At 45.7% G+C, this 17,655-nt stretch carries 14 protein-coding genes; 4 read left to right on the top strand and 10 right to left on the bottom strand.

What is annotated here, in order from left to right:
- Nucleotides 1-235: 235 nt before the first annotated feature.
- A complete protein-coding gene (locus CXK86_RS16700) occupies nucleotides 236-2,053 on the bottom strand; it encodes an APC family permease (RefSeq protein ID WP_101314119.1) in 1,818 nt (605 codons plus the stop codon).
- Between the two features lie 278 nt (nucleotides 2,054-2,331).
- Nucleotides 2,332-3,177 (bottom strand): rhamnulose-1-phosphate aldolase, encoded by an 846-nt coding sequence (gene rhaD, locus CXK86_RS16705; protein WP_101314120.1) that lies wholly within the window; start codon nucleotides 3,175-3,177, stop codon nucleotides 2,332-2,334.
- A gap of 438 nt (nucleotides 3,178-3,615) precedes the next feature.
- On the opposite strand from rhaD, the gene CXK86_RS16710 reads away from it, so the two are divergent.
- Nucleotides 3,616-3,966: a hypothetical protein gene (locus CXK86_RS16710; RefSeq protein WP_036611232.1), complete on the top strand. Its 351-nt coding sequence runs from the start codon at nucleotides 3,616-3,618 to the stop codon at nucleotides 3,964-3,966.
- Between the two features lie 52 nt (nucleotides 3,967-4,018).
- Here CXK86_RS16710 and CXK86_RS16715 read toward each other — a convergent pair whose 3' ends face one another.
- The 7 genes from CXK86_RS16715 to CXK86_RS16745 all read right to left on the bottom strand — a co-directional run bounded on the left by CXK86_RS16715 (nucleotide 4,019) and on the right by CXK86_RS16745 (nucleotide 10,152).
- Complete coding sequence (locus tag CXK86_RS16715) at nucleotides 4,019-4,537, bottom strand: GNAT family N-acetyltransferase (RefSeq protein ID WP_257467883.1); 519 nt, start codon at nucleotides 4,535-4,537, stop codon at nucleotides 4,019-4,021.
- Nucleotides 4,538-4,659: 122 nt separating this feature from the next.
- The gene (locus CXK86_RS16720; RefSeq protein WP_179087871.1) at nucleotides 4,660-5,325 is read right to left on the bottom strand and encodes an MORN repeat-containing protein; all 666 of its coding nucleotides are present in this window, start codon (nucleotides 5,323-5,325) and stop codon (nucleotides 4,660-4,662) included.
- Nucleotides 5,326-5,526: 201 nt separating this feature from the next.
- Entirely contained in the window at nucleotides 5,527-5,814 is a 288-nt protein-coding gene (locus CXK86_RS16725; RefSeq protein WP_101314123.1) for a hypothetical protein, read from the bottom strand.
- 181 nt (nucleotides 5,815-5,995) lie between these two features.
- Nucleotides 5,996-6,484 carry a DinB family protein gene (locus CXK86_RS16730; protein ID WP_101314124.1) on the bottom strand — a complete coding sequence of 163 codons (489 nt, stop codon included), beginning with the start codon at nucleotides 6,482-6,484 and terminating at the stop codon, nucleotides 5,996-5,998.
- A gap of 27 nt (nucleotides 6,485-6,511) precedes the next feature.
- Entirely contained in the window at nucleotides 6,512-7,447 is a 936-nt protein-coding gene (locus CXK86_RS16735; RefSeq protein WP_101314125.1) for a helix-turn-helix domain-containing protein, read from the bottom strand.
- Between the two features lie 256 nt (nucleotides 7,448-7,703).
- Nucleotides 7,704-8,870, bottom strand: a complete 1,167-nt coding sequence (locus CXK86_RS16740) for a hypothetical protein (RefSeq protein ID WP_036668987.1) — start codon at nucleotides 8,868-8,870, stop codon at nucleotides 7,704-7,706.
- A gap of 61 nt (nucleotides 8,871-8,931) precedes the next feature.
- Entirely contained in the window at nucleotides 8,932-10,152 is a 1,221-nt protein-coding gene (locus CXK86_RS16745) for a metal-dependent hydrolase family protein (RefSeq protein WP_101314126.1), read from the bottom strand.
- 496 nt (nucleotides 10,153-10,648) lie between these two features.
- On the opposite strand from CXK86_RS16745, the gene CXK86_RS16750 reads away from it, so the two are divergent.
- Entirely contained in the window at nucleotides 10,649-12,703 is a 2,055-nt protein-coding gene (locus CXK86_RS16750; protein ID WP_101314127.1) for a helix-turn-helix domain-containing protein, read from the top strand.
- A gap of 5 nt (nucleotides 12,704-12,708) precedes the next feature.
- On the opposite strand, the gene CXK86_RS16755 is transcribed toward CXK86_RS16750, so the two are convergent.
- Nucleotides 12,709-13,563, bottom strand: a complete 855-nt coding sequence (locus CXK86_RS16755; RefSeq protein WP_257467884.1) for a helix-turn-helix transcriptional regulator — start codon at nucleotides 13,561-13,563, stop codon at nucleotides 12,709-12,711.
- A 105-nt stretch (nucleotides 13,564-13,668) separates the two neighbouring features.
- Between CXK86_RS16755 and lacZ the strand changes: the two genes are divergently transcribed.
- Nucleotides 13,669-16,788: a beta-galactosidase, LacZ type gene (lacZ, locus tag CXK86_RS16760; protein WP_101314129.1), complete on the top strand. Its 3,120-nt coding sequence runs from the start codon at nucleotides 13,669-13,671 to the stop codon at nucleotides 16,786-16,788.
- A gap of 103 nt (nucleotides 16,789-16,891) precedes the next feature.
- Nucleotides 16,892-17,626, top strand: a complete 735-nt coding sequence (locus CXK86_RS16765; protein ID WP_180361782.1) for a hypothetical protein — start codon at nucleotides 16,892-16,894, stop codon at nucleotides 17,624-17,626.
- Nucleotides 17,627-17,655: the final 29 nt, after the last annotated feature.

A 17,655-nucleotide genomic window follows, 5' to 3' on the forward strand; every position in this document is an offset into this window, starting at 1 on the left:
CTGAATCAACGTAACGTTAATCATGGACAAGGGACTTTACGGAAATGTGCATCCATTCGAAAGCGGTATCCAAACCGGATTTCATGACAAAAAACCGCAAGAACTCCCCTGTTTGGAGATGTCCCTGCGGTTTGATGTGTAAATGGAATATGAACGTTTGCTTATTAATAAAAGCGACTCATTTTACAATAATCTGTAAATCTTCCAAACGAGGTAAAGCGATTAACCGTTCGAGTTAACGATTAAGATGATATGGCACCGTGGTGACAATCACGTCTTTGTAATTGATCAGATAGGCTCGGATCATGAAGCTGGTCTGGTTGTGCAGTACATTTTGCCACCAGTGCTTGGTGATGAATTGCGGAATCAATATAGTGATGTGATCGGTCTCAGCCGTTTTCCACTCTACTGTATCAATGAATTTCTTGAGCGGCCCCATAATGCTACGGTATCTCGATTTGATCACGACCAGACGAACACCTGGATTCCACTCCTCCCACTTCTGCTCCATCTTGCGTATCGCCTCATCATCGAAGCCAATGTAAAGTGCGACCACGTGATCCGACATCGTCTGGGCGTAACTGATCGTATTCATGACGACCCGGGTAATGCCTGCAACAGGAATGACAATGGTATTACCTTTTTTGGCTGGCTTATCAACCCGAATATCAATCCGAAGCTCATCAGCAATGTTGCAATAGTGACGGTGAATACGCATGAACACATACACAACGAACGGCAAAAAGATAAAGATGACCCATGTCTGCGTGAACTTGGTGAAAATAAAAATCAGGGTAATCGATAGTGTAGTCAGCATTCCGACGGTATTGACCAGCAACTTCATCTGCCAGCCAGACGGCTTAACTTTGATCCAGCGAATCATCATACCAAGCTGTGACAGGGTAAATGGAATGAACACCCCTACCGCATAGAGCGGAATCAGGCTTTCCGTATTTCCTTTGAACCCTACCACCAGCAGCGCAGACATCACACTGAGAAAAATGATCCCGTTTGAGAAACCAAGGCGGTCTCCTCTGACCATAAATGCATGCGGCATGTATTTATCCTTCGCCATCATGAAGGATAACAGCGGAAAAGCCGAATACGCTGTGTTGGCTGCAAGGAACAGGATCAGTGCCGTTACACCCTGGATGATAAAATACATCGTGCCCCTGCCAAACGTCGCTTCAGCAATCTGGGAAATGACCGTTGCTTTGGGATCAGGCTTCACTCCGTACCCATAAGCCAGTAAGGTGATGCCGATGAACATGGCTCCCAATATACAACCCATGAGCAGTAATGTACCCGCGGCATTTTTCTCGGCAGGCTGCTTGAAGTTCGGGATTGCGTTACTTACCGCTTCCACGCCAGTCAAGGCCGAACAACCGGAGCTAAATGCTTTTAATAACAGAAACATACTCACATGGGATAGACTAGTTCCGAATTCTGGTGCAGCTGCTTCCATCCCCCCGGCAAGAAATTTGATTCCACCCGAGATAATCAGAACCGCAATCGAAAAGATAAACAGATAAATGGGGATCGCCAGCACAGACGCTGACTCCGTCACTCCCCGCAAATTCATAATGGTTAGAAAAACAATCATAATCAGAGCAATCACAACACTGTAGTCATGCAGCATAGGAAAAGCCGACGTAATCGCATCCGTCCCTGCCGACGAACTTACCGCAACGGTCAGAATATAATCGACCAGCAGAGATCCTCCGGCAATCAGACTGGATGTTGTACCCAGGTTATCCTTGGCTACGATATAAGCGCCGCCCCCTGTTGGATAAGCAAATATCGTCTGGCGATAGGAAAAAATTAAAATGACGAGTAATCCCAGCACGGCGATGGAAATCGGAACAGAGTACCACAGGGCGGCGAATCCGGCCGCAACGAGCACCAGCAAAATCTGTTCCGTACCGTAGGCAACGGACGATAGGGCATCCGAGGACAGGATGGCGAGTGCCTTCCATTTCCCCAATTTTTCTCCATCCAGTTCAGCCGATTTCATGGGCTTGCCTATTAAGATTCTCTTCATTTTGCCAAGCATGATCATAACTTCCTTCCGTCTCTCATCTGTGAAGCATTGTTATTATGCAAAATCGCAGAGCCGTTGACAATACGTCATTTCACCCGAATTTCGCCAGCGCGTGATAATGCATTCTACGATTCAATAATCGATAACAAAGCCATTCTTGTTCAGCAATTTGAACTTTTTTGAACCAAAATGACGATTGTTCGTCAAAAAAAAGGAAATGGCCTTTGGTTCAATGAACCCAAGACCACTTCCTTGATCTATGCGTTGACTATAAAACAATACAGCTTTCCTTAACTGCCCAGAATTCCGGGACGAGGAGTAACACCAAACGCTTGTGCCAGTGTGGTCAGCTGCTCATCCGTAATTCTCTGCCGGATCTCGTGACCAGCAACCAGCATATACACCTGGGCTGCCTTCTCGATGGTCTCAATCAGACCAAAAGCTTCATCAATCGTTGTACCTGTTCCAAAGATGCCATGTTGCGGCCAGATGACCGCGTGATATTCTTTCATTTTCTCAGCCGTTTCGCGGCCAATCTCGTTTGATCCAGGAATCATCCATGGAATAATGCCAATCCCATCCGGGAATACAACTACACACTCCGTGCACATCTGCCACAGCGTCTTCGTGAATTTTGCTTCATCCAATTCGTGGATAAACGTCATAGCCAATACATGAGTGGCATGGTTGTGCATGACAACCCGGTGGTTCGGGTCCAATTTCAAACGTTCGATATGGCTCATGAAATGTGTAGGCAACTCACTTGTTGGATTCGCCCCGGACTTCAATCCCCAGAGTACTTCCAGCTCCTGTCCATCCTGCGATACACGCAGCACCCCTAGATTGCTCTCCGGATCAGCGAGTACATTTTTGAAATATTTGCCCGATGCGGTCACGATAAAATACTTGCCTGCCAGCTCCTGCACCGAAAATGCCGGTTTGATCTTGCGAATCACATGATGGATATCGATATATTGGGCAACTTCCTCTTCCTCCAGCAGATAGCTGACATTACCGCCATTACGCTCATCCCAGCCATTTTTCCACATATGTTGTGTAATCTCAGCCATCTCACGGACAAATGGGATATGGAAACCTGCAGCCTGCGTTGTTTCATTGCTAAGGGTCACGTTCATGATCAATCTCTCCTTATATTGAAAATCAAATGGCTTGCCACGTACATAGTAAGTTCCTTATTTCACATTCATTATACCTTTGTTTATATTTGATAGTCAATAACAAACACAGAATTAACCTTTTATTAATCTTTGTTTAGTTTTGTTTATTTGAAAATAAAACAAAAAAATACCCCACCGGCGCCCGGCGGGGTCAGTCACACATCTATTTAACACGAGAAGGGGTTTACAAGACTTATCTTACCTCTGCTACCTTAATAGAAGCTGAAAGTGAAATAAAAAAAGCATGAAAACATTTATCTCCTTGGGACAGAAGATTCAGTCCCTCCTTCTCATTCAGTACATATATCTCTTTGTCCAAACGCTTTTGTCGATTCTAACATATGCTATTCTAGCTTTTCTCAGAAAAAGTCATTCATAAAAAAAGGAGATGGACCTATGGCAGTCCTTTCTACAGGCCCGATCGAGAACAACCTCTCCGGTGGCAGCAGGCCTACACAACAGGTCACCATCAAAATGGTCAACACCGATTCCATCAATACGTCCAATGTACTCATTGAAGGTTATTTCCTGAATGGAACGAGGACCTTATATGTGCTGCAATCCGTTAATCTGACCCCCGGGCAAGTCTTCTCTCAAACCTACTATGCCAACCTGGATGGATACGAATATGTATTCACAACGGGTGGAGGCGCAGCTGCATCAACTGAAATTTCAGTGTGGGGAAAAGACAGCACCGGGCAAATCGTCACCGCACATCGTATTGTTTCGAATGAACTAGTTCTATAAAAAAAGGAAACTAGATGCCCTCAATCCCTGTCCTTCATCGGTCGGGGGTTTCTTATTTTCGCAGCACATATGATGGATGCATCTTTCCTGTCGGTTCATAACGTTCATCACCTGTATACTCAAATCCCAGCTTGATCAAGATGTGACGTGATACTTCATTATCCGGATGATGCCCGGCAAACAGTGCCTTCACATTCATTGTGTCAAAGGCATAACCAATTACCGCCCGCGCCGCTTCCTGCGCATACCCTTTCCCCCAGTGATCCCGGGTTAGATGAAATCCCAATTCATAGATCTCCTCTTCAGGAGAATACGGACGCAGACCACAGCAACCAACAAACACCTCCGACTCTTTCTCAAAAAGGGGCCAATATTGCACACCCGCTTCCTTCTGCCTTTGAATCTCCTGTGTTAATCTCGCTTCTACTTCATCCTCGCTCAGGAACCCCTTGCTGCTAATCCATTTGGCAACCTCATGATCGCCCCACAATGCAAACGCCAGCGCACGATCTCCTTCGTTCCAAGTCGCACATTCCAACCGTTCGGTTTCAAATAAGATTGTTCTATTCATCATCCACTAACCTCCTGTATGCCAACACCAATCTGCGTGCAGCTTATACCTTAAATTAATCGAATGACCGTCAGGATAAACAACATTTATAATCTGTATACGTTCATACCTTCTAATTACACTTATAATTGCTTAGCCAATTTCTCAAATTGATTGATGTGAGGCTTGATCTCTTTCTCTACACTTTTTATAAAAGAGCTGAATTGCTTGGAAATATACTCTTCTCCAACACCAATATGTTTATATACTTTTCCCTTTTTATATGTAAATGAGAATATATAACCACTCTTCAAATCATTCCAAATGTCTCCGGCATACCCTAAGATTTCAAATCTCAATTTCGAATCTTTGTAAAGAAACGAATATGGCGGATCATATTCCCCATTTCGTACATCATAGCCTGCAATCCACTGATCTTTTGCAAATGTCCCTGTTTGGATTCGCGATTCCAGCATATATCCAGTCAAAGCTATTTCGTTAACATGAAGTTTACCTTTACCATCTTTCTTGTCATTCTTCCAGTTCCCATCATACTTGGACTCTGTAATTCTGTCCTCACTGCGTGTTATAACTTTATAAACACCATGTCCCGAACGTTTTCCCTGTGCCCAGCTTCCTTTGTAAGTTTTGGTTTTCCCCCAGGTCATGGTTCCATTCCCGTGAGGTTTTCCATTTTTGATCTCTCCATAATATGTAGCCCCGTTGCCATACTCCAGAGTAGCCAACTCACTCGCAGCCTGAGCAACATGTGGTAACAGAATTACAGACAATCCTAAGCTTACCCCCATAATACAGATGAACATCTTTCTAAACATCAAATCTCCCTTTCTCTCGCTGTATAAGAAATTCATTCTTATAACAACCTATTAATCAAATAATAAGACTCTAGTATAATATCACTTTCAATCCAGAAGGTTCCACATAAAAAAAAGAAAAACCCCTGCCGACAAGATGTCCGACAGAGGTCATTCCATTCCAGTCTACACCAATTACAAATCACCTACGGCAAATTGAATTGTTCCGGAAGCTGCGCCTCCAAGGTTAGCTAACAAGGCAAACACCAGAACTCCACCAGCAGAAATGGTAAGGCTGCTGTTTACAGGAACAACGTAAGTGACTACTGGTGCATTAACACGTGTGATCACGAGAGATACCGGAAAAGGTCCAAAGTTGTTCACTGTAGCGCTGGCATTTGTGCCTCCAGCCAAGTTTTCATAGTAGGACTTGCCTACACCGGCTGGAAGATTGTAAAACTGTTGCGGTAAAAGGATGGCCATTGAAATCACCTCCTTTTTGCTTTGATACGGTATTCTATGCTTGAAATCTATTAAAGAAACGGTGAATTACCAGCGTCATAATGTCCAATTTTGATAGACTTCATAGATTGATAGACGAATGTACGCAAAAAAAGCCCCACCGGACCATCCGGTGGAGCCAACTAAGCTTACTTTAGTTTAATTACGCATACAGCATGAAAAAGTTCAGTTCATGGCCCTGCTGCTTGAGATAGTTATACAGCTGCGAACGGTGATGGAATACGTGTGTTACCGTTTCAATCTGCCATTGAACCTGCAAGTGACCATGTTCCATATAAAAAGCTTTTGTTGAACGATTCAAAAAGTCGTCTTCGCTCAATCCTTTGATATAAGCTTTGTAGGATTCGAAATTGCTCCATAATGTTGCTTCAAGCTTCTCGATATCCTCAATCCCCGACAGACTATTCTCTACCAGCCCAACCTCAGCTTCACCTTTTTCCTGCATAATGGCAAGATCCGATGCCGTGATTTGGATAAAATGATGCACTAGCTCCACCAATGAACGCATATTCTCCTGTGGACGATAAGACCAATCCTCCGAACGGATCAAGCGAATTAACGCAGCCCCCGTCCGTACGCCTGTTTCCAATTCATTTAACAAGTGATCCCGAATCTGCAATGTTCCATTCATATATGATGTCTCCCTTATCTTTTATTCTCACGATTTAAGTATAACCGAAGGTGCTACAGATCTATTGTACAAATCGGACAACATCCTGCCATGCTCCCTGGCTGCCGTCAACGGAGTCTCTCCATAAAACTTACGAAATTGCCGAATCAGATGGGCTTGGTCAAAAAATCCATGATTCTGGGCAAGCATTGCCCAGTCTGCCGTGTTCCCTTGATGAATATCGCTCAACACACGATGAAAACGAACCACCTCACTGAATCGCTTGGGGCTGATTCCTATCCATTCCGAGAACTTGCGATGCAACTGCCGTTCACTGATCACTTCACGCATCGCCAGCTCTTGGACACTCATACGTCCCCCATCTATAAAGATGCGGTGCAGCACGTTTTTCATCAGATCGTTCTCCGATGTGCTTGCCTGCACGGGCAACGGACTCAAGTACGCATTCATAACCTCTACTCGCTCTGCAAAATGATTCGTTTCGGCCATCCGTTCCTGAAGCTCGTTCAGCTTCTCCGGCCAACATTCCTGAAGTGTAATTCGCTTATCCGTAAACCACTCCAGAGGCATGCCATGGAAGACATGCGCTCCACCCGGGAAGAACCGGACACCAAAGGTGTAGTCTCCAGCAGGGGAGCCATCATCGGATGGCTCAGGTACAGCGAACGGATGTGTATAATTGCCACAGTAAGCATAGGAGTGCTTTGAACAGACCGGGTCGTATGTAATCAGCATGTCCGTGCAACCATCCGGTAATACCCGGGCAGGTACCGTCATCATCGATCGCTCTGGACCTTCTCTCTTAGCAACATCCGCATGTGTGTTCGGAAGAGATCCTGATTCCCAATAACAGGCCACATAAGCCATCAGACCAGCAGCAGGTACTTTCTCAACATAATAACTGTTAGGGTACGTTCCATTCATCTGAATAGGCTTAAACAACGGGTGCAAACTGTGATCCACAATTACATCCTCCGGTCACTAGAGTTGGTTACACATTATGTATTCATCTATCATACCACCAACCGCAGAAATGAAGAAAAAAAAGTGCCCTACCGGAGGACAATCCGATAGGGCCAGTCACACATCTATTTAACACGAGAAGGGGTTTACAAGACTTATCTTACCTTCCCAACCTTAATGGAAACTGAAATTGGGATGAAAAGAACATCAATTTTTCTTATAGTGCGTGTTCAAAAAGACCGTTTTTGACAACCTCTTAAAGTGTCTTGATCAGTATGGACGCAATTAACACGGATGCTGTTGTGACCGTTGTGAATCCACCTACCAGCATTGGCGTTAAAATCTCATCGAGGATGGCTTTGCGTTCATTTTCATCACGTCCAACTGAACGGCTTACTTCCTCACAAATGATGTAGTCCCCCGGAAAACCGAATAGTGCAGTCAGTGCCACAGGCAGACCTTTGAGCGGGTCCCATTTGAACAGCTTGGAGCCAACAAATCCACCGATCAGCACCCCAATTACACCGATTGCGATAATGAACAACACTGGAATAATGGAACTAACCACCGCATCAAAAGTGATCGACTCCATACTTGTCATAACGACTACGATCAGACCTATCATGGCAATTCCCGATGTACTTGCTTTATCCAGAATACGAGATGGGAACAGTCCGATCAGATGTCCGAGAACCCCAAGCAACAGAGCCCAGATACTGTAGCTAAGTCCGGTTACATTGCCTAGATAAATGGAGAGACTCCCCATAATGAACAAGAGCAACAGCAGAATAGGTGCGGTCTGGAATCGCTGTGGAAGGAATGTTTTGGCATTCGCTTCTTTAATGTTCACATGGCCTTCCCCTGCAACCTTGTTCTCAAAAGCGCCCTGCTTCTGCAGTTTTAACGCATATCTGCGCAACATATTGGTTGCAATCGGCATCCCCACGAGGGAATGAATACCCAGAATAACAGCCGGAATTGTAATCAGATGACCCAGATTCATCTCCTGCAACTTCGTGGTTGTGATCAGATATGAGATAATGCCACCAACAACCGGACTTGATCCCGCAACAGCCGTAGGATAACCATAGAACGGTGATACGATTAACAGGATAAGACCTGTCGCCGTGAGTGATGCGAACAATGAGATCAGTATTGCTTTATATTGGGAACGTATTAATTTCAACGGTATTAATGTTCCCATGTGTACAATCAGCGGAGCCACCATGAGAGCCCCGAACGCCGTCAGAGCAGAGCTGGATACCACTCCTTTAGGAAATAACCCCGCCCAGTTCAGCAGCAAATATCCGATCAGAATAACAAGCAAGGAAGGAATTCGCGCTTTGGACCAGATCGAAACCAGTTCCCCTATAGCTAAAATAACAAGCAATACTGTGGCTATATATATCGGTTGACTAAACATGGTGGCTTCTCCCCATTCTCTATGTTGTCAGTGCAGTTCAGTACACGTAGAACCATCTTTCTTATTTCAAGCGCTCACCCGATAAATAGACCTGTTCGATATTCTCTGTGTTTTCGAGCAGTCCAATATCCGTCAACGGATTCACATTCAATACCAGCAGATCAGCAGCTTTGCCAGGTTCAATCGTACCGATCTCTGCTTCCATCTGCATCGCTCTCGCCGCATCTCTTGTTGCGGCTACGATCGCTTCCATCGATGTAAATCCAACATCTTCAACAAGCAATCGAAGTTCGAGTGCATTCCCGCCATGCTCAACAGGTGCACACGTGCAGAAGTCTGTCCCTACTGCAATGGTTACGCCTGCCTTACGCGCGATAATCATGTTCTCAATATGCTCCTGATATACACTTTTGGCTTTGCGGATGCCAAATTCGGGAACACCGTATTTATGCCCTTCTTTGATGATCCGATGTACAATCGCCAGCGTTGGCACCAGAACCGCCTTTTGATCCAGCATCATGCCAATGCCTTCTTCATCAATATAGATCCCGTGTTCAATGGTGCGTACGCCCGCTTCCAACGCATTTTTGATCCCCTGTGCACCTTGCGCATGTGCAGCCACATAAGACTGTACCGCTTCCGCTTCATACACGATCGCCTTCAGCTCATCCATGCGGAATTGCGACCAGCGAGGGTCATCTTTCTCCGAAAGTACCCCGCCTGTGGAACACACTTTAATGAAATCCGCCCCTTCACGGAACTGCGTGCGTGTTGCCTTAATGACTTCCGGAACGCCGTCACACACGGTGAAGATATTCAGTTCCGTTGGAATCATATGGATATCTGCATGTCCACCCGTCTGAGAGAGCATATGACGGGAAGTTTTAATCCGCGGCCCCTTCACCACACCTTCCTTGATCAGATCGCGAATGTATACAGCAACATGGCTACCGACATCCCTGACGGTTGTGAATCCTGCGTTGATCAGCTTCGGCAGATCCTGAAGTGCTCTCCCCATCTGGAGTTCATTGGCTTCCAGCGCCACCGCAGCCATATTCAGATTTTTGGCCCCGTGTACATGGACATGGGCATCGATTAGTCCCGGCATCACCGTTTTGCCTGTTACATCAACAAGCTCGGCATTTTCCGGAATTGGAACGGTTGCTTTTGCACCCGCTGCTATGAATTTCCCGTTCTCAACCAGGACCACACTATCAGAAACAGGTTCTCCACCTTGTCCATCAATCAACAATGCACCTACAAAAGCAGTAATTTGACTCATCTGTACTCCACCTCATTTTCAGACTTGGTTGTAAGTTCAACTAAAGAATATTTACACTGACCACTCCGATGACAGAATAACCTTCCGATCGCTGTTATCCCCAGATTTTTTTTGATTCCCTTCTCCAAAGGGAAAATCCGGGGATAGCGTATGCTTCCGAAGTAGCTTTCTTGCGAAAGCTTTTAGGCGAACGCTTTGCTTCTTCACGTTATTTCTGTCCTCTCCGTTCTCGTGTAAAAAGTTAAGTTCAACTTAAATATTACGTGCACATGTTCGATTTACAGCTCTACTGTTGTACTACGATGAAATTGTATCGTGTTAAAGTTAATGACATTATATAAGTTGCATATGTATAATGTCATTGTTGACAGCAACAGCATTCTAATATTAATTATGGTGATATACACAATACAAAATATAAATCACACAGCATAGTGAAGATCATGTTATATATGTAAGCATTTTGCCATGTGAACACAAAAGGAGTACGTTTGCTATGATTCATGAAGCGGTTCGCTCATTTATGGTTCAAGTCTTTGGGTCTGTTCCGTACGGAATCTGGATCAAGGATGAATATGATTTCCAGTGGAATAACTGGTTGCGTGAAGGAGAGTTACCTGAATATACAGATCAAGAACAGATTGAGTCATCCTGGAAGATTCTCAGGTACACGTTTGTTTTTTTGTCTAACATCAACATTCGTGTGGTTATCGATACCCAGAAGCAACTTACCCTGCTACAGAGTGAACGTCTGGAGTCTTTGATTCGGGAAGGACTGCTGAAGCAACAGATTGAGAAGGAACGTGCACACAATGATCGATGGTTGACCGGACTGCGGGAGCTGACCTGTTCCCTGGAGCTGAACGACTTGTTACTCAAAATCATGGAGAATGCGCTCCATGTCATCCCCTCCCTTTCCTGCGGGCTGTTCATGATGGTTGATCCGGACTCTGGCAAGATGATTCCTAGAGCCAAGGTCGGTTTTCAAGATAGTGTGTATCAATATCAAGGCGAGCTGGATGAGGGCATTACGGGAAAAGTATACGAGGAAGGCATTGGCCGAATGTATAGCACACCGGATGATGCCTTTAAAGATATGGGCAATGTTAGTCAGGAGAATGCGAATATCATTGTAAGTTCACTGCCTGACGGTATTATGGCAAAAGGACTTATCGCCGTTCCCGTGACAATGAACACCCACAAAATCGGGGTAATGTTGGTATACCAATTTGAACAAAACAGACGATTTGCCCCACATGATCTGAATGTGATGCAGGGATTTGCGGATCAGGCAGCCATTGCCATCTCTAACGCCACCATGTATTCAGAACTGCTGGAAACGAACCGATATCTCGTTAGCCGCAATGAAATTCATAATCAATTCACGGCACTTTCCATTGAACATGTGAGCCTCGGACATATCATTGAGACGGTTGGGTCGATGCTGAAACTTCCCACCTATTATGTGGACATGGCGAGAAATGACTGGTACCCGCTCATCCCGGAAAGTGTCTTGCTAAGTGAGCTCGATATCTATACCGCTCTGGACAGTCAGTTTAACCCCATCACCTTGTCCGGTGGAACGGATCATAGCGATTATTACCTCTATCCCATTGTGAACGGATCTCTGGTGCTTGGCTGTTTTGCCATCCAATTAGATCATCCGTTAGGTCAGTTGGATCATGTGATTTTGGAACAAGGCGGAGCTATTGTGATGCTGGAGATGGTGAATACCTACTCACTCACCGAGATGTCCTATCGGAAAAACCATGATTTCTTCAGCGATCTCGTGCAATATAGAGAACCACAGCAGTTGGAGGCACGACTTTCCAGCTTTCAGTTGCCAGCCCATCAGTCCTTGTTCGTCGCTCAATTGCAGCTCTATGGGGAATATCCCGACATGAAAACAACTGAAAATTGGGTGCGCAAGTTGATTGGATTTATCGAAAAGGAGCTGGGCACCCGCGAACATCTATTGTTCAGCGCACATCACAAAATTACGATTCTGGCTGCTGCATCCGAGCCCAAGGTTAGACACTGGATCATCAGCAGGCTGGAAACGGCTGTGGAGAAATGGACCACCTCTAAGACTCCTGCCCTATCCATTGGTATCGGTGGACTTTATCAAGGGCTTGAGTATGTGTGCAAAAGCAATGACGAGGCTACACGCTCGTTGTCCTTTCTGCTGAAACAAAACAAAGCGGGCCTGATGCTCTACGAAGAAATCGGGATCAATCGGTTGTTTCTTAACCAGGAACCTTCCGATATCGAGAACTACATTCACGAAATTCTGTCCCCTCTTCAACAGCAAAAATCAGGAGAGCTTGAACTCACACTCAAAACCTACATTGCCGCGAATCGATCTGCGCAAGCCACAGCCGAACGTCTGCACATTCATACCAATACGTTGTATCTGCGCCTGCGCAAAATAGAGGAGATTCTAGGTGTTGATCTGAACGATTCCGAGGGTTGGATGAAGGTGTATCTGGCATGTCATTTAAGCGAAGTATACTCTGTTGCTCCTACCGCGAGTGGAGCACTAAAATTGTAACTCCATCAATTCAGTCCGTGCAGTTTGCGAAAACGCTCTGGACTCATGCCTGTATGCCTTTTGAACATCGCACAGAAATAACTGGCATTCTCGTAACCCACCCGATCAGCCACTTCATATATTCGAAGCTCTCTCTCACTGAACATGAGTTGTTTGCTCCGATTGATCCGTTCTTGGTTCACGTAAAATACAGGTCTGGTGTGGAGTGCCCTCTGAAACAGCCTGCACAAATATTGGGGAGATACCACAGCCACATCGGCCAGTTCCTTCAGGGAAAGCGAACGATCCAGATGCTCTGCGATATAACGCAGCACAGGCTTCAAGCGCTCCAGTTCATCATTATAATTGGCGGATGCGATGAGCAGTGGCTTCAGATCCAGCAGCAGGGCATATAATTGTTTGGAGCATTCAACATCGTAATCTGCGTAATCCGTATCACCGTCATTCTCTCCTCTAACCAGAAGTTGCTCCAGGCCACGCAGCAGCGTGGCTGTCCTGAGTCTGCATACGCGTGAACCGGTAATCCCCGCATAAGATAATAACTGGCTAGCCTCTCTCCCCTGAAACGAGACCCAAGCCAGTTCCCAACGGTCACTGATGGGCATATATCGATGCGGAACATCGGGATACAGAAAGAAAACGTCACCCGGTCCGACGATATACTCGTCCTCTTGTATAATCAGTCTCCCCTGACCATGAATAATCTGGTGGATCTGATAATCCGGGAATCCCTCTGGACGCTCAGTTTCATATTGGTGTTCCCAGTAACCAACCGTGGTCATATAGATCGGCAGGCGAGCAGCTTCTTCTGTTTTACCAAAAAAAATCCGGGTATCCATCCAGTACACCACTTTCTTCATCGTTAGTTTCATATTGTGATATATATGGACAATATTCTTTATTCTCTAAGTATCAATTCAATTCTATAATGACAATATTATAACATTTCAGAAGGAGTTGCTGTTATGCGAAAGAAACTGGTACACACCCCTCCGGCAAATGGATACCCGGAATGGAACAATAATCCCGAGACTTTTCAAGTAAACCGTCTACCCGCACATGCTTCTATGGTAGCGTTTCCATCTATAACAGAAGCATTGTCCAATGATTCCAGCGCATCGCCATGGTACGAATCACTGAATGGTCAATGGAAGTTTGCCTTCGCGGAGACACCGGAGCAACGGATTACATCCTTTTATGAGAACAACTATGATGCCAGTGACTGGGACGAGATCGCCGTTCCTTCCAACTGGCAACTGCAAGGTTACGATTATCCCCACTATACAAATATGACGTATCCGTGGGTCGAGCGTGAGCCTGAATTGAAGCCACCATTTGCACCAACAACTTATAATCCGGTGGGTTCGTACATCCGCACGTTTACTGTTCCTGCTGACTGGAAAGGTCGGCCTGTCCTGCTACACTTTGAGGGCGTTGAATCAGCCTTTTATGTATGGGTGAACGGGGAGCTGGTCGGTTATAGCGAAGATACGTTCACGCCCGCAGAATTTGATATCACTTCGTATCTAACGGATGGTGAGAACAAGCTCGCTGTGGAGGTATATCGCTGGTGTGATGCGAGCTGGCTGGAGAATCAGGATTTCTGGCGGTTAAGCGGCATCTTCCGTGGTGTATACCTGCATTCACCTTCACCGGTTCAGATCGCCGATTTCTTTGTTCGTACTGAACTGGATGACGCGTATCAGGATGCGGAGCTCCTGCTGGATTTGAAATTATTTAATCATAATGCCGCGCAGACCCCTGCCGGATTGTCCGTTCAGGCGCAACTCTATGATGCACAACAGCAGACAGTGCTGAAGCAACCACTTACTGCGGCCGTTACTTTCCAGGGCGAGGATGAACTTTCATTCCAGTTGTCAGCAGAGGTTATGAAGCCGCTACTATGGAGCGCTGAGTCCCCTAACCTGTATACACTTGTGCTGTCCATTCAGGACGAATCAGGTGAAACACTGGAAGCAGTCCGTAGCCGGATCGGATTCCGTAAGTTTGAACTGAAGGACGGCCTGATGCAAATCAATGGCAAACGTATTGTGTTCAAAGGCGTCAATCGTCATGAATTTTCCCCGGATAAGGGTCGAGCCATTGGACGGGAAGACATGATTCGTGACATCGAGTTGATGAAGTCCTATAACGTTAACGCGGTGCGTACATCCCATTATCCAAATCAGTCACTCTGGTACGAACTGTGTGATGAATATGGCCTCTATGTCATTGACGAAACGAATCTGGAAACTCACGGTACCTGGGAATATGGGCAAAAGGAAATGAACGAGAACAATATTCCCGCGAGCAAGCCGGAATGGCGTAATAACGTAATAGATCGCTGTAACTCGATGTTCCAGCGGGACAAAAACCATGCATCCGTGATTATATGGTCTCTGGGTAATGAGTCCTTCGGCGGCGATAACTTCATCGCCATGTACGATTATCTGAAACAAGTCGATCCAACCCGTCTCGTTCATTATGAAGGGACCTTCCATTATCGCCCTTCCGATTCGGCAAGCGATATTGAATCAACGATGTATATCAGCCCACAAGATGTGGAGCAATACGCGCGCATGAAGGGACCTAAGAAGCCTTACATCATCTGTGAATACAGCCATGCCATGGGTAATTCTTGTGGAGGTCTGCATCTGTATTGGGATTTGTTCGATAAATATGATGTGTTGCAGGGTGCATTCATCTGGGACTGGGTTGATCAGTCCATTCGTACCACTACGGCAGACGGTGTAGAATATTTTGCTTATGGTGGCGATTTCGGTGAATCTCCTCATGATGGCAATTTCTGCGGGAACGGATTGATTCTGGCGGATAAGACGGTTACACCGAAGCTGGAAGAAGTGAAGAAATGTTATCAGAACGTTCGTATGGAAACCGTTGATGTCAAAGACGGCCTGCTGCGCATCAAAAACCAGTTCCTGTTCACGGATCTGAGCGAATATTCGCTCGTATGGACAGTAACTCACGATGGCAAATCTGTAGAGAACGGTACGTTGGATATCGCGGTACCTCCTGGCGAATCGGTTGAAGTCCGAATCCCTTATACGCCATCTTCCGATCTGTTCCAGGAAGCGGTGCTGACTGTATCTCTGGTTACCAAAGTGGCAACCAAATGGGCAGGAGTAGGTCATGAGATTGCCTGGGATCAGTTCGTGGTATCTCCGAGATTGCGTCCAATCCAACCGATACGTCAAGGACAAGACAATGCGCCGCAGGTACAGGATCTGCAAGATGAATTGAAAGTGACTACAGGCCAAGTCACGTTGAGCTTCAATCCAGCCACTGGCGCGTTAACATCCTATCAGATTAACAATCAGGAGCAATTGCTCGCACCTGTCCGGCCGAATTTCTGGAGAGCCATGACAGACAATGATATGGGGAACCACCTGAATGAGCGTTCTGCCTTCTGGAGAGATGCTCACGCTACCAGCAGATTAATTCGCTTTGAGCACCATGCAGACGAACAAGGTTTTCTTGTAACGACCGATTATACGTGGGATCAACATCCGGGATGTACGCTGTCCATCACATACCGAATTGATGCGGATGGTGTATTGGAAATCAGTCAAACCCTTATTCCAGGCATAGGCTTACCTGATCTACCGGAATTCGGTATGCTGTTACAACTGAATAACCGCTTGGATACAATCTCTTGGTACGGCAGAGGCCCGCATGATAATTATGCAGACCGTCTGACCAGTGCACGTCTCGGTTATTACACAGGTGCGGTTCGAGATCAATTTGTTCCATATCTGAAACCACAAGAGTGTGGTAACAAAACGGATGTACGTTTTGCAGAAATTACGTCAGCAAATGGTCAGCTTGGGCTTCATGTTGAAGCCACTATACCCTTTGAAATTAATGCGTTGCCGTGGACACCGGACGAACTGGAAGCAAACGACCATGTGTACAAATTACCTCAGAGCACACAGACTGTCGCCCGCATCAATTACAAACAAATGGGTGTTGGCGGAGATGACAGCTGGAGCGCACGTACCCATGTCGAATACACCTTGCCAGCCAACCGCGCGTATCACTTCACCTTTACGGTAAGACCTGTATAACATCAAGCAAGCACTGCTGGCAGCATGCCGGCAGTGCTTTTTTTGTTGGGGCAGTGAATAGTGGGAGTTTGAACTTTGTCATCGGAACATTATAATGAATGAGGTGCAAGAAAGATTTGTACCAGCTATTACTCTATTACGAGGTGAGACTTTGCAATATCTGTTTACCATTCTCTTCATTTTTGGCTTGATCGCTTTCTTGGGATTTGTTGTTGGGATGATCTTATCTATTCGCAAAGGCAATAGGTTGCCAATCAGATTTATTTTTCTAACAACGGCCTGTTTTGCGATTGCTTCAATAGGTTTGTATGGGATGCTGAATTTATCTTCGAACTCTACTCAGTCTGAAATAGATCAGACCCCTTCATCCCAGATTAAACTTTCTGGCCTCCACATGACTACCGATGAATTTAAAAACAAGTTTAATGGCGCCGTAGGCAAATACCGACTGAATGGGTTGAGTATTACCCGCTTGAATATAAAAGACTCTCCCGAGCAGGGCACTGGCACTTTCGAGTATGTATTCAATGACGAATTACGCTTGGTTGGTGCAGTGAATGCAGATGAGAGCATACAGGAAGTCAGGTTGTACGGAACCGGTGATACGCGTAAACCAACGGCTGGAATTCTTCTGACTGCTATCGCTACACTCATTCTGACTACTAATAGCGATTACACCTATAACGATGCACAAGATGTCATCCAGGATATCGGTCTATTGGATCGTGATGTGAATCAGTCCGATTTTGATGGGGCGACAGTTCGAAATAGATTGGAATATCGCTTCAACATTCAAGATTATGATCACTCCACTTTTGAAATAACTGTTGCGAGATAAGATGCGATTGTGCAAAAAGGCCGCTCCAT

This window comes from Paenibacillus sp. BGI2013 (assembly GCF_002843485.1).
Taxonomy (GTDB): Bacteria; Bacillota; Bacilli; order Paenibacillales; family Paenibacillaceae; genus Paenibacillus; species Paenibacillus amylolyticus.